General features: G+C 62.7%; 18 protein-coding genes. 6 read left to right on the forward strand and 12 right to left on the reverse strand.

Annotation, left to right across the window (positions count from 1 at the left end):
- Positions 1-357 precede the first annotated feature (357 nt).
- Positions 358-672, forward strand: a complete 315-nt coding sequence (locus ACESNB_RS14260; protein ID WP_373008447.1) for a hypothetical protein — start codon at positions 358-360, stop codon at positions 670-672.
- A gap of 223 nt (positions 673-895) precedes the next feature.
- On the opposite strand, the gene ACESNB_RS14265 is transcribed toward ACESNB_RS14260, so the two are convergent.
- The 3 genes from ACESNB_RS14265 to recQ all read right to left on the reverse strand — a co-directional run bounded on the left by ACESNB_RS14265 (position 896) and on the right by recQ (position 5460).
- Positions 896-2521 carry an ATP-binding protein gene (locus ACESNB_RS14265; protein ID WP_373008449.1) on the reverse strand — a complete coding sequence of 542 codons (1626 nt, stop codon included), beginning with the start codon at positions 2519-2521 and terminating at the stop codon, positions 896-898.
- A gap of 247 nt (positions 2522-2768) precedes the next feature.
- Positions 2769-3374: an ATP-dependent Clp protease proteolytic subunit gene (locus ACESNB_RS14270; RefSeq protein ID WP_373008451.1), complete on the reverse strand. Its 606-nt coding sequence runs from the start codon at positions 3372-3374 to the stop codon at positions 2769-2771.
- Between the two features lie 247 nt (positions 3375-3621).
- Positions 3622-5460, reverse strand: coding sequence for a DNA helicase RecQ (recQ, locus tag ACESNB_RS14275; RefSeq protein WP_373008453.1), 1839 nt, complete (start codon positions 5458-5460; stop codon positions 3622-3624).
- A 173-nt stretch (positions 5461-5633) separates the two neighbouring features.
- Here recQ and ACESNB_RS14280 point away from each other — a divergent pair, with 173 nt between their 5' ends.
- A complete protein-coding gene (locus ACESNB_RS14280; protein ID WP_373008455.1) occupies positions 5634-6329 on the forward strand; it encodes a pirin family protein in 696 nt (231 codons plus the stop codon).
- Positions 6330-6416: 87 nt separating this feature from the next.
- Positions 6417-6914, forward strand: coding sequence for a hypothetical protein (locus ACESNB_RS14285; RefSeq protein ID WP_373008457.1), 498 nt, complete (start codon positions 6417-6419; stop codon positions 6912-6914).
- 30 nt (positions 6915-6944) lie between these two features.
- Here the strand turns inward: ACESNB_RS14285 and ACESNB_RS14290 are convergent, their stop codons facing one another.
- From ACESNB_RS14290 to queC, 3 genes are read right to left on the reverse strand one after another with little or no spacing between them, the layout of a single operon-like run.
- Positions 6945-7364 (reverse strand): 6-carboxytetrahydropterin synthase, encoded by a 420-nt coding sequence (locus ACESNB_RS14290; protein ID WP_373008459.1) that lies wholly within the window; start codon positions 7362-7364, stop codon positions 6945-6947.
- Positions 7319-7966 carry a 7-carboxy-7-deazaguanine synthase gene (gene queE / locus ACESNB_RS14295; RefSeq protein ID WP_373008461.1) on the reverse strand — a complete coding sequence of 216 codons (648 nt, stop codon included), beginning with the start codon at positions 7964-7966 and terminating at the stop codon, positions 7319-7321. The genes ACESNB_RS14290 and queE overlap by 46 nt, the downstream gene beginning before the upstream one ends.
- On the reverse strand, positions 7963-8670 hold the full coding sequence (queC, locus tag ACESNB_RS14300) for a 7-cyano-7-deazaguanine synthase QueC (protein ID WP_373008463.1): 708 nt from the start codon (positions 8668-8670) through the stop codon (positions 7963-7965). Before queC ends, queE begins: the two co-directional genes overlap by 4 nt.
- Before the next feature lie 223 nt (positions 8671-8893).
- Here queC and ACESNB_RS14305 point away from each other — a divergent pair, with 223 nt between their 5' ends.
- A complete protein-coding gene (locus tag ACESNB_RS14305; protein ID WP_373008465.1) occupies positions 8894-11758 on the forward strand; it encodes a TonB-dependent receptor in 2865 nt (954 codons plus the stop codon).
- Between the two features lie 147 nt (positions 11759-11905).
- Entirely contained in the window at positions 11906-13045 is a 1140-nt protein-coding gene (locus ACESNB_RS14310) for a PQQ-dependent sugar dehydrogenase (RefSeq protein ID WP_373008467.1), read from the forward strand.
- Between the two features lie 3 nt (positions 13046-13048).
- On the opposite strand, the gene recR is transcribed toward ACESNB_RS14310, so the two are convergent.
- The 4 genes from recR to ACESNB_RS14330 form a co-directional block, all read right to left on the reverse strand.
- On the reverse strand, positions 13049-13660 hold the full coding sequence (recR, locus tag ACESNB_RS14315) for a recombination mediator RecR (protein ID WP_373008469.1): 612 nt from the start codon (positions 13658-13660) through the stop codon (positions 13049-13051).
- A gap of 9 nt (positions 13661-13669) precedes the next feature.
- Complete coding sequence (locus ACESNB_RS14320; protein ID WP_373008471.1) at positions 13670-13996, reverse strand: YbaB/EbfC family nucleoid-associated protein; 327 nt, start codon at positions 13994-13996, stop codon at positions 13670-13672.
- Positions 13997-14013: 17 nt separating this feature from the next.
- Positions 14014-15705 carry a DNA polymerase III subunit gamma/tau gene (locus tag ACESNB_RS14325; protein ID WP_373008473.1) on the reverse strand — a complete coding sequence of 564 codons (1692 nt, stop codon included), beginning with the start codon at positions 15703-15705 and terminating at the stop codon, positions 14014-14016.
- Between the two features lie 80 nt (positions 15706-15785).
- Positions 15786-16568: a tyrosine-protein phosphatase gene (locus ACESNB_RS14330; protein ID WP_373008475.1), complete on the reverse strand. Its 783-nt coding sequence runs from the start codon at positions 16566-16568 to the stop codon at positions 15786-15788.
- A 164-nt stretch (positions 16569-16732) separates the two neighbouring features.
- Here ACESNB_RS14330 and ACESNB_RS14335 point away from each other — a divergent pair, with 164 nt between their 5' ends.
- Positions 16733-17299 carry a YSC84-related protein gene (locus ACESNB_RS14335; protein ID WP_373008477.1) on the forward strand — a complete coding sequence of 189 codons (567 nt, stop codon included), beginning with the start codon at positions 16733-16735 and terminating at the stop codon, positions 17297-17299.
- An 84-nt stretch (positions 17300-17383) separates the two neighbouring features.
- Here the strand turns inward: ACESNB_RS14335 and ACESNB_RS14340 are convergent, their stop codons facing one another.
- Together ACESNB_RS14340 and ACESNB_RS14345 are read right to left on the reverse strand one after the other, a co-directional pair.
- Positions 17384-18835: an AMP nucleosidase gene (locus ACESNB_RS14340; protein ID WP_373008479.1), complete on the reverse strand. Its 1452-nt coding sequence runs from the start codon at positions 18833-18835 to the stop codon at positions 17384-17386.
- 30 nt (positions 18836-18865) lie between these two features.
- Positions 18866-19612 (reverse strand): hypothetical protein, encoded by a 747-nt coding sequence (locus tag ACESNB_RS14345; RefSeq protein ID WP_373008515.1) that lies wholly within the window; start codon positions 19610-19612, stop codon positions 18866-18868.
- Between the last annotated feature and the right edge of the window lie 86 nt (positions 19613-19698).

Raw genomic sequence — 19698 nt, forward strand, 5'->3', positions numbered from 1 at the left:
CAGTTCGCCGACGCCATCCTTGCATTCATGCGTGAAACCATCCCGCAGGAATGGAAGAAATTCCGCGACAAGGTCTCAGACAACTTCCGCGTCATAACCCACGAGAACTTTCGGGTTTTGGAGTAGAAGCTGTATAACATAAGAACGAAGGGCAATCTCGCAGGTGTAGCTCGATGGTGGAGCAGCAGCTTCCCCAGCCTCCTTTTTCCAATGCAAAACAAAGTGTTGAGCCAAAAAAGAGCAACAAAAAACTTCAATAAATACAATAGGGTTATTTCTGGTTGTACAACGATTTAGTAAGCCCTGTGTTCCATCCTGGGTCATACGCCGATCAACCAAAGGAAGCAGGAGGCATCGATGGACAAGAACAAGTTGCTAGCGAGTTTTCAGGAAGTGATGACCACGAAACGCTCTGTGTCGCAGCACCTGCTTAGCGTAGTTAAAGTTGGCGGTCTGTTTGTGTTCGTGTGCGGCGTTATCGGATTTGTTGCAGGGTTCTTTCTGCTCATCTCCGAAGGCACCTCAGGCGCCTATACTATCGGAGTTTCCTTTGGCGTTATGGTCCAAGGCGCGATGATCCTGGTCATCGGCGAAATCGGACATGTAGTCCGTGACAACTCGATACTGTTACGCAGAATCTGTGCGGGGAAGACAACAACACCAGCGAGTTAGCTTTACGTTCGATACCCTTCACCCGCTCCAGTTGTTACGCCATACGGTCGAGAAACCGGTCCACTAGTCTGATCGGCGAGTAGACGAGTATTTGCTAGATTAATCCAAACGGTGGGGCACTTTCCCTTTTTGTTCATGGCGAAATATGGGGGTATTGAAGTGCCCCTCATGGCCATAACCTATTGATCTAATTGGGTTTCGTCGGTCTCCCCCGAACCACCATTCAGGCGCGCTTGGCGCCGAGTTCCCAGCCTGTGTCCTCGTCTGCCATCAGCACGTCCGCCAGTGTCGCTACCAGCGCGCGCGGACGAATCGGCTTTTCGATCAGGGCGGTAAAGCCCGCCCTTTCGCAGGCGGCCTTGCGTTCAGCGCTGATATCAGCCGTGACGGCGAGGATGGGCGCGAGCTGGTTGGGGCCGGTGGTGGCGCGCAGGGTGCGCACGATGGTCTCGCCACTGCCGCCCGGCATATGGATGTCGGCGAGGATGGCCTGGTAGGGCGCTTCGCTGGCGCGCGCGATGGCATCGGCGGCATTCTGGACCGTCTCGACCCGCCAGCCCGCCGCTTTCAGCGCCTGGGACATGACCAGCGCGCTGATGGCGTGGTCTTCGGCGATCAGGACATTGCCAAGGGTCAGGCTGCGCATGCGCGGCTTGTGAGGCGCGTCAACGGCCAGACGCGGCCCAGCGCGCAGCACCGGGATCGTGACCGTGAACACCGACCCGCCGCCAGCATTGTCAGCCAGCTTGATCTCGCCGCCCAGCAGGGCTGTCAGGCCCTTGGCGATGGACAGGCCGAGACCCGATCCACCATGCGTCTGGGCGGTGGAGGCGCGGGCCTGTTCGAAGGCCTTGAACAGGCGGGCCTTGTCCGCATTGGAAATGCCGCAGCCGGTGTCGGACACGGTCATGCGCAGCTTCAGATGGCCGGCGGCCTCGAGCGTCGCGAGCGTCGCGCTGACATGGCCCTGCTCTGTGAATTTCAGCGCATTGCTCATCAGGTTGAACAGGATCTGGCGGACACGCATGGCGTCGGACTCGACGCGCATCACGCTGTCGGACTCGACATGGATCCGCAGGTCGAGCCGCTTACCGGCGATACGCGACTGCCACAGGTCGCGCGCTTCAGCGGCGAATTCGTGCAGGTCGAACGGGCCCGGACTGAGCGGCAGCTTGCCGGCTTCAAGGCGCGACAGGTCCAGCAGGTCGCCAAGCAGGCGGTCGAGATGGTTGCCGCTTTCGCTGATCGTGCGGGCAAGGCGGCGCGGCTCGGAACCGGAGATCGTGTCCTGCAGGAGGTCGGCGACACCGAGGATGCCGGTCAGCGGCGTGCGGATTTCGTGGCTGAGAAAGGCGAGGAAACTGGACTTGTCACGGGCGACATCAAGCGCCCGGGCGGTGGCCTGCCGGAGGCGCTTGCCGGCGGCCTGCATGGCACGGGCCCTGAGCGCGTTCTCCTGCGCCACGGCAGCGAGGATGGCCCCGGGCGTAACGAGGCCCTTGTAGCGCCCGTCATGCAGGACGATCACGCCGTCGGTCAGGACCGATGTGTTGCCGTCGGCTGCAAGTTTGGCGATGAGCGCAACCGTTGTGCCGGTTTCAGCCATGACCGGTTTGGGTGTCATGAAATGGCTGACCGCGCGGCTGGCAGCGACGTCACGGCCGCCGGGACTGGCGAGAACTTCGGTCAGCCGGGCCCGTGTGACCTGGCCCAGGGCGGCGCCATTCATAACCACGGGCAAAGCGAACAGGGACGGGTCTGACAGGAACAGGCCGAGCGCGGCCGAGGCCGACATGTCCGCCCCGATCGGCGCAACGCCAATCGCAATATCCTCTACACGTACTTGCATCTTTCGAGAATGCGCCCTTCACCCGTTAAGCGCGCATTCTGCTTGAAATTCGTTTACGCGCCGCAAACGGTTTCCTAACGGATTGTAAACCATGCGGAGGGGGTGAGGCCGGAGGCGCGCAGACCCGTGGCGCGGGGGCGGCACGTGGGCGCCGAGGGTGTGGCAGGACCGCAGCAGGACCGAGCCATGCTGGCCCGGTCCGCGCGTGTCAGAGGCAAGTCCAGGCCGCCCGACGGGCGGCCCGAACTTATTTGATTTCGCCCTGATGGGTGACGATCTTGCTGACCAGGCCGTATTTCACGGCTTCATCGGCGCTCATCCAGAAGTCACGATCGGTGTCCTTCTTGATCTGCTCAAGGCTCTTGCCCGTGGCATCGGCGAAGATCTGGTTCAGGCGTTCGCGCATCTTGAGGATTTCGCGGGCCTGGATCTCGACGTCCGTGGCCTGGCCGCCGACGCCGCCACGCGGTTCATGGAGCAGGAAGCGGGTATTCTTCAGGGCGAAGCGGTTTTCCTTTTTCGCGGCCGAATAGATCAGCGCGCCAGCCGAGGCGACCCAGCCTGTGCCGAGCACTTTTACCGGCGCGGTGACAAACTTGATCATGTCATGGATCATGTCGCCGCTTTCGACGTGGCCACCGGGCGAGGAAATCACCAGCAGGATCGGCTCCTTGGGGTTCGCAGACGACAAAGCCAGCAGGCGTTCGCAGACGCGCTTGGCCTGTTTGAAGTCGATCCCGCCGGTCAGCAGGATGGTGCGGGCCTTGAAGAGGGCTTCTTCAAGGAACGCATTCGGCTCGCCCATTGGCGAGCTTTCGGCTTCTTCGTCGTCGAGGTGGGAATAAGGTGACATGTCATCTCCGGACAGGGGATTCTGAATTGACGCTATAGGTGAGGCGCACTGGCGTCCGGGTCAAGGCTGGAGAGGTTAAACCCGTGGAAAACGCTGTATTTGCTGGGTCATTCATCTTCCCCCGCTGGCGGGGGAGGTGGGCTTCAGCCCGCATGGGCTGAAGGTCGATGGGGGAATTCTGGCGCGACATGCCCCCTCCGACCCCTTCGGGGCCACCTCCCCCGTGAACGGGGGAGGATGAAGAAGGTCACGCCGCCTCTGCGACGATCCGGGCGACGTCTTCGGCGTAGCGCTGGGCCTTTTTTTCGCCGACGCCGCTGATCTGGCGCAGGGCATCGGGCGTGGCGGGGCGTTCGCGGGCGATTTCGGCCAATGTGCGGTCATGGAAGATGACATAGGGCGGCACGCCCCGTTCCTTCGCCGTATCGGTGCGCCAGAGGCGGAGGGCATCGAACAGGTCCTGGTCGCGGCCTGACAGGTCGGCCAGCGCGGCGGCGGAGGCCACACTGCGCGATTTGGAGGGCTTCTTGCGGGTGGCGGTGACATCTTCGCGCAGCATCAGGGTGCGCTCTTCCTTGAACAGGGCGCGGGCGGCTTCGCCGTCGGGCACGATGATGCAGGGGCGCATCGTGTCACCACCCTCGGCCAGCAGGCCGTCGAACAGGAGCGCATCGAAGACGCGGTCCCAGCCCACCTTGGCAAGGTCCTTGCCGACGCCGAACGTGGACTGGGTGGAGAGGGTTTCGTCGAAGCCGTCTTTCGTTGTGCCCATGAGGTGGAGGATGAGGCGCCCGCGCCCGACCTTCTGGCCGCAGCGGATGACGGCGGAGACGGCCATCTGGGCCCAGCGGGTGGCGTCATGCATCTGGCTGGGCTCTGACGTGCAGACATCGCAGACGCCGCAAGGCTCGACCTTTTCCTCGCCGAAATAGCGCCGCACGGCGCCGCGCCGGCATTCGTCGCCATTGAAGAACGCGAAAAGCTGGCGCGTCTTGGTCAGCTGGACGCGTTTGACCTCTTCGGGCGCATCGCCCTGATGCGTCCATGACAGGGAGCGGGCCATGTCGGACGGGCCGTAAAGCGCGATGCCTTCGGCAGGCTCGCCGTCGCGCCCTGCCCGGCCGACTTCCTGCCAATAGGCTTCCAGCGTCTTCGGCGGATCGGCATGTATGACGAAGCGCACGTCCGGCTTGTCGACGCCCATGCCGAAGGCGACCGTGGCGCACATGACGAGGCCGTCTTCCAAGAGGAAGCGACGCTGGCGCTCCTGGCGCACATTGGCGTCCAGGCCGGCATGATAGGCCTGTGCGGGCACGCCGGCGCGGACGAGCGCCTCGGCGACCTCTTCCGTGCCCTTGCGGGTGGCCGCATAGACGATGCCGGAGACGCCGCCGCGCGCCTTGACCAGCTGCACGACACGCGCCGTGCGGCCGCCGCCCTTGGGCTCGGCCGAGAGGGTGAGGTTGGGGCGGTCGAAGCTGGCCACGTGGAGCGCGGGATCGGTCAGCTGCAGCTGGGCGAGGATATCGTCGCGCGTGCGCGCATCGGCCGTGGCCGTCACGGCGAGGCGGGGCACGCCGGGGAAGAGTTCGCGCAGGCGGCCGAGGGCACGATAGTCGGGGCGGAAATCATGGCCCCACTGGCTGACGCAGTGGGCCTCGTCGACGGCAATGAGGGAGATATTCATGCCGGCAAGGCGCTGGGCGAGATTGGTGCCGAGGCCTTCGGGCGAGACATAGAGCAGGTCCATCTCGCCGCGCTCGGCCGCTTCCAGCGCCTCGGCGCGGGCATTGAAATCCATCGAACTGTCGAGCCGCTCGGCCCGCACGCCGACCTGTTTCAGGGCGTCGACCTGGTCCGACATGAGGGCGATCAGGGGCGAGACGACAATCGCGCAGCCGGGACGGATCAGGGCCGGGATCTGGTAGCAGAGCGACTTGCCGCCGCCGGTGGGCAGCACGGCGAGGGCGTCGCGGCCTTCGAGCACATCGCTGATCACGTCTTCCTGAAGGCCCCGGAAGGCCTTGAAGCCATAGACGCGCTGCAGGATGGCACGGGCATCCGTGATCTGGGGGCTGGGAGGCATGGTTTGTGTTGTGGGGCTGCGGGTGAGTCGGGGCAAGAGGGCTGGCGCTGTTTTCGGTGCTTTGGTCGCCCCATGCACAAAGCGCGTAAATGTGATCCATCCGCCGCCCTACACTGCATTTCGGGCGATGCCATATCGTCTCCAACGCAACACTTACCGAACGGAGCATGACAATGATTGATATCAGACGTTTCGAAAATCTCGGTCGCTTCAAGAACGAGTGGCTGAACGCTAATTACCACTTTTCCTTTTCCGGATACCATGATCCGCGCCGCATGGGCGAAGGCGCCCTGCGCGTGTGGAACGATGACACGATCCAGCCGCATACCGGCTTCCCGCCGCATGGCCACCAGTCGATGGAGATCATGACCTATGTCCGCACCGGCGCAATCACGCACAAGGATTCCCTGGGCAATCATGGCCGCACCGAAGCGGGCGACGTGCAGGTGATGAGCGCCGGGAACGGTGTGCAGCATGCCGAGTGGAACGAGGAAGACGAGGCCACGACGCTGTTCCAGATCTGGATCCAGCCGCGCTCTGCCGGTGGCAGCCCAAGCTGGGGCGCGCGCAAGTTTCCGAAGGGCGAGCGGTCCGGCAACTGGGCCATGCTGGCCTCCGATGACGGCGCGAACGACAGCCTGGTAATCAATCAGGACGCCAAGGTCCTGGGCGCAACCCTCAAGACCGGCGAGAGGCTGACCTATGACGTCAAAGCCGGGCGACACGGCTATCTCGTGCTGGCGGCCGGATCAGTACGCCTGAACGGTGAGGTGCTGAACGCCCGCGACGGCGCCGCCGTGACGGGCGCGGAAAGCGTGACGCTGCAAGGCATTGAAGACGCCGAGATCGTCTTTGTCGATACGGTCTGAGCACCAGCGCTCTCACAGCGCTGTGACTTCAGGAACGGGCGGCGGCATGGTACGTTGACTGTCTGGAACATTCAGGAGGATGACCCGATGAAATACGCATTTGCCGCCGCAGCCGTGGCTCTGATGATCGCGCCCGGCGCGTTGGCCACCGAAATTGTGGTCGGTTATTCGCAGGACTTTCAGGAAGCGCTCGAGGACGACTACGGCGTCAGGGAAGGCACGTACCTGATCGAGAATGTCAAAGAAGACCTGATGCGCGAGTTCGAGAAGGCCGGCGTCAACGTCGATCGCGTCACCGTCACGATCGAACGCGCCGTGCCGAACAAGCCGACCTTCAAGCAACTCGGCGACAAGCCCGGCCTTGACTATGGCGCGTCGGTCAGCATTGGCGGGATGGAGCTGTCCGCTACGGCGTTCGACGCCAGCGGCGCCGAGATGGGCAGCCTGACCTATGACTGGTTTGAGACAGATATCCGCTATGCGGGCCTGACGACCTGGCACGATGCGAGACGCGCCTCCGACCGGTTTGCCCGGAAGTTCGCCGAGAAACTGGCCCGTGAGGGCGCAGCCGAGACCGAAAGCTGAGGCGGGCGCCTTCGGGCACAGGCTGCCCTGCTAGATGACGAGTTCGCAACGCTCGTTGAGGCTGGGCCGGGCCACTGCGACGCGGGCGAGGCCAGGCAGGAGCGGCGCGAGGTCGGCTGCCGCCCAGAGGCAGATGCGTTCCAGCGTCGGCACATCGAGACCGTCGATATCGTTCAGCAGTTTATGATCGAGCTTTGCCGCCGTGGCTTCAAGCGAGGCCGTCAGGTGCGAGAAATCCTCGACCCATTGTTCGCCCGGCTTGACCGTGCCCGAAACGGTCGCTTCCAGAAGGAAGGAATGGCCGTGGACATTGCGATAGGGATGGCCCTCGGGCTTGCCGCCCATATAGTGCGCCGCCTCGAAATTCACAGATTTGGTGATCGCGAAAACGCGGCCTTCCGGTGTCAGGGAAGCCCGATCAGTTTGTGGGTTTGCAAGCTCAGTCGCCATTGGGGATTCTTCATACAATAGGTCGTTGCGCCCTGCAGGTTCCGGGCCGCGTTCGGATCGTCCTTCGGTTGCAGGAAAAAGTGCGAAAAGTCCAGTTGCGAGAACCGTTCCGGCTGCGCTTCAGGTTCGTCTTGCGGATAGACGAGTTTCAGCTCGTTGCCACGGGTCTGGACAAACGGCGCATTGGCCTTGGGACTAACGCAGATCCAGTCGAGACCCTCAGGCGCGGCTATCGTGCCATTGGTCTCGACGCCGATCTCGAAGCCCTCGGCCTTGAGCGCCGCGATCAGGGGCGCATCGAGCTGGAGCAGCGGTTCGCCGCCGGTGCAGACGACATAGGCGGGGCGCGCGGCGCCGGCTTCCGCCTCCCAGATAGCCCTCACGTGCGCGGCAAGGTCGGCAGCGGCGCGGAACTTGCCGCCATTAAGGCCATTGGTACCGACGAAATCGGTGTCGCAGAAGCGGCAGACGGCTTTTTCGCGGTCGCGCTCAAGGCCCGACCACAAGTTGCAACCGGCAAAACGCAGGAAAACCGCCGCACGGCCTGTCTGCGCGCCTTCGCCCTGCAGCGTATAATAGGCTTCCTTCACGGACCAGGTCATGCGGTGGCCCGCCAGCGTTGCCAGCCCGACTCGCGCAATTCGCAGGCCGGGCACGTGCCGCAGCCATAGCCCCAGTCATGCCGGTGCGTCCGGTCGCCAAGATAGCAGGTATGGGTCTCTTCCGTGACGAGGTCGACCAGCGCCTGCCCGCCGAGGCGTTCGGCCATGGCCCAGGTCTCGGCCTTGTCGATATACATCAGTGGCGTCGCGATGCGGACAGCTGAGTCGAGGCCCAGCTGGAGGGTCTGTTCCTGCGCCGCGAGCGTCGCGGCCCGGCAGTCGGGATAGCCGGAATAATCGGTCTCGCACATGCCGCCGACCAGGACGTCGATGCCCCGGCGATAGGCCAGCGCGCCTGCTAGGGTGAAGAAGAGCAGGTTGCGGCCGGGCACGAAGGTGGACGGGAGGCCCGTTTTGGTCGTCTTGATCGCCACATCGTCCGTCATGGCGCTGTGGCCGAGGCTTTTGAGGACGCTCGCGTCCAGCATGTGGTCGGGGCCGAGCCGCTCGCCCCATGCGGGAAACCGGTCGCGAATCGCCGCCACGAACCGGGTGCGACAGGCCAGTTCGACGCTGTGGCGCTGGCCATAGTCGAAGCCGACGGTTTCGACACGCGAATAGCGCGACAACGCATCTGCGAGGCAGGTCGCGGAGTCCTGTCCGCCCGAGAACAGGACGAGTGCTGATAGGTGGTTTTCGATCATCGAAGGGCTCTATCAGCCCCGACGTAAAGGGCCAAGCCGCGAGCGTTACATTTATGACACCTGCGTCAGATCAAATGCATGACGGTCCTGTAAACATGTTGACAACACCCCCTCACTCTATTTGTGATGGGAAGTGAAGTTGTCCCACTAATGAGGACACTCGGTCAAATATCACAATTCGCGGCTTGCCATCCCGACAGGCCCGAGGGGAGGAAAATTCAGAATGACACGGAAAACAGACTCGAAAACCGTCTTGTTCGCGAGCGCATCCGCACTCGCAATAGGACTGCTCGGCCAAGGTGCCTGGGCACAGGAAACAGACGCACCGGAATCGACCCGGACGCTGGCCACCGTCACGGTGACGACCCAGAAAATGGAGCAGTCGATCCAGGATGTTCCGATCGCCGTTTCGGCTTTCGATGAAGATGCCATCAACCGCCTGCAACTGACCGGCGGCGCCGACCTCGTGAAGGCCGTTCCAAACGTGTCGTTCACCAAGGGCAACTTCACGGGCAGCAACTTCAAGATCCGCGGTATTGGTAACGACGCCGTGGCACAGTCTTCCGATGCGGGCGTGGGTATCCACCAGAACGATGTTCCGCTTGGCGCCAACTTCCTCTTTGAGCAGGAATATTTCGACATCGAGCGCGTCGAAGTCCTGCGCGGCCCTCAGGGCACACTCTACGGTCGTAACTCGACCGGTGGTGTTGTGAACATCATCACGCGCAAGCCTGTCTTCGGTGAGTTCCAGGCAGACGCCGCACTGACCTATGGCAATTACAATACGATCAAAGCCCAGGGCATGGTCAACTTGCCTGTCGGCGAGAAGGTCGCCCTGCGCGTGGCGGGCGCCATCACCCAGCGTGACGGCTTCACCGACAACACGGTCACTGGCAGCGACGTCGACGGACGCGATCTCTGGTCCGTGCGGGCAACTCTCGGCTTCGAGCCGTCTGACAATTTCCGTGGCTGGCTGTCCTACGAGCACTTCGAAGAGGATGACGACCGCATCCGCGCCGGCAAGCAGCTCTGTAAGAAAGACCCGACGAAGACGAGCTTCGCCGGCATCCCGATCACCGGTCTCGACACGGTCATCACATCACTCGGTTGTCAGGAAGCCCCTCTCAGCCAGAGCAATGAGCGCGTGAACTCTGCCGGCACGCTTGGTGGCGGTCTCGGCATCCTCGCTGGCCTGCTGAACGGCGACGCGTTCACAGCACCGCTTGATCCGAACCTGCGCAACATCGAATCGGCACTTGATCCGGTCTATCAGGCCCAGCAGGACCTCTACACGCTCAAACTGGAGCTCGACATCGGTGACAGCCTCAAGCTGACCTCGCTGACGAGCCGCAACGAAACCGAGCAGGTTTCGGTCGACGACTATAACAAGATTGCCCCGACCATTGCGTTCAATGCCGCCGGCAACCCGCTTGGCAATCCGGCGCTTGCCGGTCTCTACCAAGTTCTGTTCCCGGGCGGTGTCGTATCTGACCCGCAACTCGGTGTCTCGAACCTGTTCCGCACGTTCGATATCTCGGGCGGTGCCACCGAAACGACGACCCAGGAATTCCGCCTGCAGTCCGACTATGACGGCCCGTTCAACTTCAACCTCGGCATGATCTATGTCGATGGCGAAGCGATCGATCCACAGGACAACCAGGCCGGCTATTATGTGCTGTCGAACTCCTTGTCAGCTCTCACCCAACTGAACAATGCACTCGGCGGCGCGATCTTTGGCGGCTTAACGCCGCTCGACGAGTCAAATCCTGACGATGACGGCAATGTGCTGAATTCAACGGAAGGCTTCGGACGCAACTATTTCCGTTCGCTCTCGCCTTACCGCCTGAAGTCGAAAGCCTTCTTCGGCGAAGGTTACTATGACGTGACGGACACGCTGAAATTCACACTCGGCCTGCGCTATACGAACGATGAAAAAGAGCAGGACATCGTGCCTTCGGCCTTGTTCACACCGGTCGCGGCACTGCCGGAAGCTGGGGTTCCGATCGGCCTACTCAAAGCTGACTTCCAGGAAACAACCGGACGTATCGGTCTTGACTGGTCGCCGAGCCTGAACATGACCGACGACTCGCTATTCTATGCGTTCTATTCAAAAGGCTACAAGGGTGGCGGTCTGAACCCACCCCAGCCAGCCGGCGCAAACCTGTTCCCGCAAACCTTTGAACCTGAGTTCGTCGATGCGTTCGAACTGGGTACCAAGAACACGTTCGCCAATAACACCCAGTCTCTCAACGTGACCGGCTTCTATTATGACTATGCCGGTTACCAAATCACCCAGATCGTCAACCGGACGTCGGCCAACTTCAACGTTGACGCCAAGATTAGCGGTCTCGAAGTCGAGTACCTCTGGACGCCGGCGGACAACTGGCTTCTGACGGCAAACCTCGGCCTGTTGAAGTCCGAACTGCAGGGCACGACGGGTATCGACGTGCTTGATCGGACGAATGGCAATTCTGACTTCGTGACACTGAAGAACGCCTCGACCTATTCGAACTGCGTTGTCTCGGCACAGGGTTATGCAACTGTACTGGGAGCAATTGCTCTGGGCGGTCTAAGCAATGGCAGCTCACGCGGCCTGTGTGCCGGTGCCTTTGCCGGATCTGAAGCTGCGTTCGGCCTTGGTGACGTGACCTATGTCGATGGCAATGGTGACACCCAGACGATCGGCGCGCTGACACCGTTCGACGGCATCTCCAAGGACCTGGACGGCAACAAGCTGCCAGGTACGCCGGAAATGACACTCAACCTGGCCGCCGAGTATACGTTCAACTCCCTCCGCGATTCGAATTGGGACATGACCGTTCGCGGCGACTTCTACTACCAGGCTGACAGCTACAGCCGCGTCTTCAATACCCAGCGCGACGAGCTGGACAGCTGGACCAACCTCAACCTCTCGGTTGTGTTGGCCAATGCCGACAGCGGTTGGGGCGTCGAAGCCTTCGCCAAGAACATCACCGACGAAGAAGTCATCACGGGTGCTTACCTGACCGATGACAGCTCGGGCCTGTTCACCAACGTGTTCCTCACCGAGCCAGCGCTTTACGGCATCACGGTCCGGAAATCCTGGTAGTCCAATCCAAATCCGTCGCGGGCTGGAAGATCCGCGCCGGCACTTAACTGGGGGCAGCTCGAAAGAGCTGCCCCTTTTTTGTTTGGTTCGCGCGCCGCAGCAGACTATCCTTGACTAAGACTTTCCAGAACAAGGACTTGAGCACTCATGCGTCTTTCATATGCCAGCCTCGCGACCGGCCTGCTCCTCGCCGCCTGCGGCAGCGCGGCCGTCCAGACGCCTGACGTCGCCAGCGACACCCACGTGAAACTGACACCGGTCGTCACGGAGGCAGAATTTCCATGGGGCATGGTCTTCCTGCAGAATGGCGACCTGCTGTTCACCGAGAAGGAAGGCGGCCTGAAGCGCGTACCGGGCGGCGAAGGCACGCCCGTGGCGGTCAGCGGCTTGCCAGACGCCTATACCGACGGCCAGGCTGGCTATCTGGGCCTGACGCTGGACCCGGACTTCGCTAAGAACCGGCTGGTCTATCTGGCCTATTCAAAGGGTACACCCGAAGCCAATGGCGCCGCGATCATTCATGCCCGCCTCAGCGAGGACGGGAACGCGCTTGAGGACGTGACGGAAATCTTCTGGGCCGACCGGCGCGCCACCGCCCTGCACTTCGGCTCGCGCCTGCAATTTGCCAGCGACGGCACATTGTATGCCACGCTGGGTGAGGGCTTCAAATACATGGATCAGGCGCAGGATCCGAAGATCACGCACGGCTCGATCATCCGGATCAACAAGGATGGCAGCATCCCGGCGGACAATCCGTTTGCCGATGGCGCCGTCGGCCACCCGGCCGTCTGGTCTTATGGACATCGCAATGAGCAGGGCCTCTATTACGATGCCGAGACCGACACGCTGTACGAAACCGAGCATGGCCCCAAGGGCGGCGACGAACTCAACGTGATCAAGAAGGGCGCAAACTATGGCTGGCCCAAGATTACCTATGGCGTGAACTATGACGGCACGATCATCACCAACGAGACCGAAGCGGAAGGCATGGAACAGCCGCTGACCTATTGGGTGCCGTCGATAGCCCCGTCAGGCCTGACCAAGCTGACGAGCGATGTCTATCCAGGCTGGAAGGGTGACCTGTTCACTGGCGGCATGAATGGCCCGGCCGGCCTGAAACTGGTGCGCATCGACATGGAAGACGGCAAGGTGGTGGGCCGCGAGGACCTGCTGACGGGCGATGATGCGGGCTTCCCGATCCGCGACGTGATCCAGGGGCCCGACGGGCACCTCTATGTTGCGACCAAGGACATGGACGGCATCTTCCGCGTGGATGTGACCAAGTAGGCCCTAGGTCTTCACGTCGCGGCGCGACCGGAGGGCGGCGGCCAGCGTACCGTCGTCGAGATGGTCGAGTTCGCCGCCGACCGGCACGCCATGGGCGAGCCGCGTAACGTCCGCGCCGGAACCGTCCAGCAGGTCAGCGACGTAATGCGCCGTGGTCTGGCCATCGACCGTGGCGTTGAGAGCGAGGATCACTTCCCGGATGCCGCCCGCCTGAACGCGTGACACGAGCGGGGCGATATTGAGATCGTCCGGGCCAATACCGTCAATCGCCGAGAGAACCCCGCCGAGGACGTGATAGCGACCCCGGAAGGCCCCGCCGCGCTCCAGCGCCCAGAGGTCGGGCACGTCTTCCACGACGCAGATGATGCCATCGTCGCGGCCTTCGGCCTGGCAGACGGCGCAGGGCTGGATCGTGTCGAAATTTCCGCAGATATTGCAGCGATCGATTTTCTCGCCCGCTTCGCGCAGCGCGTCGGCCAGAGGCAACAGGATCTGGTCCTTGCGCTTCAACAGGAACAGGACAGCCCGCCGCGCCGAGCGCGGACCGAGGCCCGGCAGGCGCGCCATCAGTTCGATCAGGCGAAGGAGTTCAGGACCGGCAGAGCGTTGGGACATGCGTTGCGATCAGAACGGCAGCTTGAAGCCGGGCAGCATGCCGCCGCCGAGGCCCTGAGTCGCCGTCTTCATCGCATCTTCCATGGCCTGGTCGAGGCGCTTGCGGGCGTCGGAGTGAGCGGCCTTCAGCAGGTCTTCGAGGATTTCCGGATCGTCACCCATCAGGGATGGATCAATGTCGACCGAGATCAGTTCGCCCTTGCCCTTGAGGCGGATCCGGACAAGGCCGGCACCGGCGACGCCGTCAGCCTCGGTGGCCTCGATCTTCACTTGGGCTTCCTGCATCTTGGCCTGCATTTCCTGGGCCTGCTGCATGATCTTGGCGAGGTCTTTCATCGGGATCTTTCCTGTTTCTAGCGCCGGGCGTTCAGGCGGATAACATTGTCGGCCGGAGCGTCGGTTTCAAGCGCTTCGGGCTCGATGACGTCAATGATCGTGGCGCCCGGCAGGTTTCTGAGGGCTGCGGCGACCGCCGGATGGGCCGCGGCCGAGGCATGGCGCTCCTCCCGCGTGCGGGTTTCCGACTGGCGAACGGTTTCACCGCCGCCAGAGACCTGGTCCACGCTCCAGTCCATCTCGGTTTCGTATTCGAGGAATTTCTTCAAGCGCGACAGCAGGCCGGCGGGAGCGCCGGATTCGAGTTCGCATTCAAGATGGCCCGGCACGATCTTGCCCGGGCGCACGTAGCGTTCTAGTTCGACTTGGAGGTTCACCTCGCGCAATTCGTCGAGGCGGGCAATGATATCGGCAAAGCTTGTGATGCCGCCGGGATGGTGCGGCACCTCTTGGGGAGCGTCAGGCTTTCCCGGCGAAGCACTGCCTCCGGCAGCGAGCAGGCGGGCGGCATCTTCCGGCGAGGGCAGGCTGCTGGCGGCGGTCAGGCGCAGTACGACCATGTTGAGCGCCGTCGCCGTATCGGGCGCCGTCTGCAGGTCGTTGAAGCCTGATAGAAGGATCTGCCAGCAGCGTGACGCCTGCGCGGGCGTCAGCTTCTGAGCCATGGCCTGCGTGCGCGCGGCCCAGTCGGCCGGGCCGCCGGGATCATAGTCGCCGCCGGTCGCCTGCGCGACGGAGACGTCGGCGGCAATGTCCATCAGGTCTTTCAGGATCACGGCGGGGTCAGCCCCGGCATGGACCTGTTCGCGGATCTCGGTGAGGGCGTCTTTCGCATCGCCATTGATCGCGAAGCTGAACGCATCGAGCAGGCGGCCCCGGTCGCCAAGGCCCAGCATGTCGCGTACGGCGGCGCCGCTGACTTCGCTGCCATCCATGGTCTGGACGATGGCCTGGTCGAGGATCGAGAGCGCGTCGCGGACCGAGCCTTCGGCGGCACGCGCGATGAGCGCGAGGCCTTCCTCGGAGACCTTTGCGCCTTCGCGGTCGGCGATGCGTTTGAGATGGGCGGCAAGCTCGACCGAGTCGAGGCGCTTGAGGTCAAACCGCTGGCAGCGCGACAGGACCGTGACCGGCACCTTGCGGATTTCCGTGGTGGCGAAGATGAATTTCACATGCGGCGGCGGCTCTTCCAGCGTCTTCAGCAGCGCGTTGAACGCGGCTGTCGACAGCATGTGAACCTCATCGATAATGTAGACCTTGTAGCGCGCCGAGACGGGGGCGTAGCGGGCCCCGTCGAGCAGGTCGCGCATGTCGGCGACGCCGGTACGGGAGGCAGCATCGAGTTCCAGCACGTCGGGATGGCGGCTGGCCATGATGGCGTCGCAATGGTCGCCCGGCGGGTCGAGATGGATTGACGGGCCGTCGGCCCCTTCCCGGCTGTAGTTCAGGCCGCGGGCCAGCAGGCGCGCCGTGGTCGTCTTGCCGACGCCGCGCACGCCGGTCAGCATGAAGGCATGGGCAATGCGGCCCGTGTCGAACGCATTCGAGAGCGTGCGGACCATGGCCTCTTGGCCGATCAGGTCGGTGAACAGGCGCGGGCGGTATTTGCGGGCAAGAACCTGATAGGCCGTCGGTTTCGCGGACGGGTCCTCCTCTCCGAACATGGAGAAGGTCTGGTCGTCGCGCTCGGGGATTTCGGATTCGCTCATTGCGCCGACTTTAGCGGGTTCGGCAGGACCGGGGCAAGGAAACAAAGCAAGGCTCTGGATGCGCGCTGCGCAACCCTGTTTCAGGCCGGGTCGATCAGCCGGTCGCGAATCGCCGTCTGCATCGCGTCGTCGACGAAAAGCGTGTCGGAGAGATAGGCGTCAAGCGAGCCGGAATTCGCCGTAATCGTGGCAACGGCCGTTTCGAGATAGCGCAGGCGCACTCCGAGGAAGGGCCGGTAGACCTCGACATCATGGTGCTTGCCCAGCATGTCGTTGAAATACTTGGCGGCATCCGGAAGGAAGAGCGATACGTTCACGGCCTCGTTGGTGAGGTTATAGTCAGAGCGGATATCTTCCTCGCCGACGCCGAGGACATGATGGGTCAGCGCGCACAGGATGCCGGTGCGGTCCTTGCCGGCGGCGCAATTGACGACACCCGCCGCATCGCCCTCCAGCCCTGCCAGGTGCCGGAACCAGTCTGAGAAGAGCTCGGTGTGGTGGGGCTTGTAGGGAGCGAGCCGGTAATAGTCGTTCATCCAGCCATCGGCAGAGTCGGCATCGACCTCGAGCTGCGTCAGGAAGCGGGTGTGGGGCGCGTCTGTTTCGCGGCCGCCATCATGTGTGAGCGTATTGGGGGCCGACCATATGCCGGGCTGCTTCTCGCGCTCGTCGGGGCGGCGCAGGTCTGCCTGCAGGTGGATGCCGAGATCGGCAATCTTTTCAAGGTCTGCCTCGGTGGCTTCGGCATAATGGCCGGAGCGGAACAGGAGGCCGCGCTTTACATTGCCGCCATGACGCGAGGCGTAACCGCCGAAATCACGAAAATTACGGACACCGTCGAACGGGAGAATGCGATTGTTCATGAGACACGAGCTAGCGCGGGATCGCCGGCCCGTCCAGACCGAATGGCTGGTACCAGCTGACGGTCCACCCTGTCCTTGACCTGAATCACAACGGCGAGGAACGAATTGTGACTTCCTCCGTTGAAAGACACGCAATATAAGCTGCCTAAACAGGAGACTCCCCTATGGCAAAATTCCGTTCCGCCCTGCTCGCCGCCTGCCTCGTTGTCGGCACGCCGCTGGTTACGACCGCCTGCACAAGCATGCCGGATGAAGTCAGCCGCCAGGACATCGATGCACAGAGCACTCAAGCGCTCAACCGCCTGATCGCCGACAATTCGGCCGCCAAGGCCATCGCCGCGAAATCGCACGCCGTGCTGATCTTCCCTTCGATCGTGAAAGCCGGTCTCGGGGTTGGCGGCGCGTATGGCGAAGGCGAAATGCGCAAGGGCGGCGCCGTGCAGGACTATTACAGCACGTTCACCGGCTCGTGGGGCCTGCAGGCCGGCGCGCAGCAATACGGTTATGCCGTGTTCCTGATGAATGATGACGCCATGAAATATGTCTCGGACTCAGATGGCTGGGAAATCGGCGTCGGCCCGACAGTTGTTCTCGTCAATGCCGGTGTCGCAGAGAACCTCTCGACTTCGACGCTGAAGGAAGACGCCTATGCGTTCATCTTCGACCAGAAGGGCCTGATGGCCGGCCTCAGCATTGAAGGCACGAAGATCACCAAGCTCGACGCAAAATAGGCGTTCAGCCTCAGACAGAACTGACAAGGCGGGCGCTTCGGCGCCCGCCTTGTCAGTGCGCAGCTTGCGCTTTATGCTGAGGGCCTACCGGAACGGTGGTTCGTCGAAGGCTCTCAGTTTGCGGCTATGCAGTTTGGCGCCCTTGTCGGCGGCGAGCATTTCGAGGGTTTCGATCCCGATACGGATGTGCTGGGCGATGGAGCGTTCGTAGAAACGGTTGGCCGCCCCGGGCAGCTTGATCTCGCCATGCAGCGGCTTGTCGGAGACGCAGAGCAGCACGCCATAGGGCACGCGCAGGCGATAACCATTGGCGGCGATCGTGGCGCTTTCCATGTCGATGGCGATGGCGCGCGACTTGTTGAAACGCCGGGCCGTGGCGGTGAAGCGCAGTTCCCAGTTGCGGTCATCCGTGGTGACAACCGTGCCTGTGCGCAGGCGGCGCTTGAGCGCATCGCCGGTATCGCCGGTGACCCGGGCGGCAGCTTCCTGTAGCGCGACCTGGACTTCGGCCAGGGCCGGCACCGGGATTTCCGGCGGCAGGACGGCGTCGAGCACATGGTCTTCGCGCAGGTAGGCATGGGCGAGGACATAATCGCCGATGGACTGGCTGTGGCGCAGGCCGCCGCAATGGCCGACCATGATCCAGACCTGCGGGCGCAGGACAGCGAGGTGGTCGGTGATCGTCTTGGCGTTGGACGGGCCGACGCCGATATTGACCAGCGTGATGCCGGCGCCGTTCGGGGCGCGCAGGTGATAGGCCGGCATCTGGAACCGGCGCCATGGGGCGGCGTCGATATCGGCGCGCGACGTGCCGGTGACGCTGGACACTTCCAGACCGCCGGGAACCGACAGCGAGGTGTAGTGATTATCGGCATCGATCTGTTCGATCGCCCAGTCGCAGAAGGCATCGACATAGCGGTGGTAGTTGGTGAACAGGACATAGTCCTGAAAATGCTCGACCGGCGTGCCGCTATAGTGCTGGAGCCGCTTCAGCGAGAGGTCGACACGCGGGGCATCGAACAGAGCGAGCGGATGGGTGTCCATTGGCTCGAACAATTCGCCATCGGCCACTTCATCGCCGATGTCAGCGAGCTGCGGGCTGGGGAACCAGCGGGCGAGTTCGGCCGGCGAAATCTCCTCAAGGCCTTCGGCCTGACCCTGTTCCCAGACATAGGCATAGGGGATTTCCTGGGTCGAGCGCTCGACGAAGACTTCGACGTCATAGTCGCGCATCAGCGGGGTGAGCTGTTCGATCAGATAGGCGCGAAAGAAATCCGGCCGTGTGAAGCTGGAAATATAGGTTCCGGCCTCGGACATCTTGCCGAAGGCGCGGCTGATGGGCGGCGGCGGGCCGTCGGGATCATAGATGAGCCGGATCTGCGGATAGCAGAAGGCACCGCTGTCACGCAGCTCGCTGTCGGGCGGGGTGCCTTTGTGAAGGTAGAGATCGAGAGCGCCGGAGAGCGCCTCGACGGCTTCGCTGTAGAGGGCCTCAAGGGCGTCGACAACGGCTTTGGGTGTGATCAGTTTCGTCATGCACCCAGATGGCGGAAAAGGCGCGCGTCGTCAATCGTCGGACGCTGTTGCAGGCTTTCGTTGGCCCCAGACCGTCCAGGCGATGAGGGCGACCAGAATGGCGAGCAGGACGGCGCTGGACCCGGCGGTTCCGATGCCGAGGCCGCCCTTGTCGGGTGACTTGGTCAGCAGGTCGCCCATCGTGGCGCCGAAGGGCCGGGTGAGGACGAAGGCCGCCCAGAACAGGGCCGTACGCGAGATCGGGGTGAAGAAATAACCGAGGACGCAAAGTGCGATACCGCCGGAGATGAGCAGGTTCGAGAGGCCATAGCCGAGCCCCGAACTGTCGGCGAGATAGTCACCCAGCGCGGTGCCGAGCGTGTTGGAAGCAAGGATGGCTGCCCAGTAGAACAGTTCCACCTGCGGCTTGCGGATATGGTCGACCTTGATCGAGCCCATGGTGACATGCCAGGCGAGCAGGATGCCAACGAGGAGGCTAACCAGGATAATGGCCCCTGTTGCGTAACCGAGGCCGAGGGTGCGGTCCATGTAGTCGGATATCGTGGTGCCCGCGGTGGAGGTGGCGAGGATGACCGCCCAGTAGAGGAAGGGGTGGAAACGGTCTGACCGCATCTGCAGGACAAGGGTGACAAGGAAGAAGCCGATCAGGATGAGGGAGCTGGCGGCATAGCCGATATTCATCGTCATCGACAAAAGGTCGCCGCCGGTCTCTCCGACCGTGGTGGCGCAGATTTTCATGATCCAGAAAATGAAGGTGACGGTCGCGACCTTGCTCAGCGTATCCGTCGTGTCATTGGCAGGTGTCGGCAGGGACATGTCGGTCTGTATCCATCAGGACAAGGCGTCGGCTGGCCCTGCGCATG

Source organism: Hyphomonas sp. (genome assembly GCF_041689225.1).
Classification (GTDB): Bacteria; Pseudomonadota; Alphaproteobacteria; order Caulobacterales; family Hyphomonadaceae; genus Hyphomonas.

What these genes read in the sequence shown, in the direction of transcription:
- ACESNB_RS14340 (WP_373008479.1), bottom strand. Translation starts at nt 18,835, where the DNA reads ATGACGAAACTGATCACACCCAAAGCCGTTGTCGACGCCCTTGAGGCC.
- ACESNB_RS14290 (WP_373008459.1), bottom strand. Translation starts at nt 7,364, where the DNA reads ATGGCGACTGAGCTTGCAAACCCACAAACTGATCGGGCTTCCCTGACA.
- recQ (WP_373008453.1), bottom strand. Translation starts at nt 5,460, where the DNA reads ATGCCTCCCAGCCCCCAGATCACGGATGCCCGTGCCATCCTGCAGCGC.
- queC (WP_373008463.1), bottom strand. Translation starts at nt 8,670, where the DNA reads ATGATCGAAAACCACCTATCAGCACTCGTCCTGTTCTCGGGCGGACAG.
- ACESNB_RS14265 (WP_373008449.1), bottom strand. Translation starts at nt 2,521, where the DNA reads ATGCAAGTACGTGTAGAGGATATTGCGATTGGCGTTGCGCCGATCGGG.
- ACESNB_RS14330 (WP_373008475.1), bottom strand. Translation starts at nt 16,568, where the DNA reads ATGAACAATCGCATTCTCCCGTTCGACGGTGTCCGTAATTTTCGTGAT.
- ACESNB_RS14310 (WP_373008467.1), top strand. Translation starts at nt 11,906, where the DNA reads ATGCGTCTTTCATATGCCAGCCTCGCGACCGGCCTGCTCCTCGCCGCC.
- ACESNB_RS14335 (WP_373008477.1), top strand. Translation starts at nt 16,733, where the DNA reads ATGGCAAAATTCCGTTCCGCCCTGCTCGCCGCCTGCCTCGTTGTCGGC.
- ACESNB_RS14320 (WP_373008471.1), bottom strand. Translation starts at nt 13,996, where the DNA reads ATGAAAGACCTCGCCAAGATCATGCAGCAGGCCCAGGAAATGCAGGCC.
- recR (WP_373008469.1), bottom strand. Translation starts at nt 13,660, where the DNA reads ATGTCCCAACGCTCTGCCGGTCCTGAACTCCTTCGCCTGATCGAACTG.
- ACESNB_RS14305 (WP_373008465.1), top strand. Translation starts at nt 8,894, where the DNA reads ATGACACGGAAAACAGACTCGAAAACCGTCTTGTTCGCGAGCGCATCC.
- queE (WP_373008461.1), bottom strand. Translation starts at nt 7,966, where the DNA reads ATGACCTGGTCCGTGAAGGAAGCCTATTATACGCTGCAGGGCGAAGGC.
- ACESNB_RS14270 (WP_373008451.1), bottom strand. Translation starts at nt 3,374, where the DNA reads ATGTCACCTTATTCCCACCTCGACGACGAAGAAGCCGAAAGCTCGCCA.
- ACESNB_RS14280 (WP_373008455.1), top strand. Translation starts at nt 5,634, where the DNA reads ATGATTGATATCAGACGTTTCGAAAATCTCGGTCGCTTCAAGAACGAG.
- ACESNB_RS14285 (WP_373008457.1), top strand. Translation starts at nt 6,417, where the DNA reads ATGAAATACGCATTTGCCGCCGCAGCCGTGGCTCTGATGATCGCGCCC.
- ACESNB_RS14260 (WP_373008447.1), top strand. Translation starts at nt 358, where the DNA reads ATGGACAAGAACAAGTTGCTAGCGAGTTTTCAGGAAGTGATGACCACG.
- ACESNB_RS14325 (WP_373008473.1), bottom strand. Translation starts at nt 15,705, where the DNA reads ATGAGCGAATCCGAAATCCCCGAGCGCGACGACCAGACCTTCTCCATG.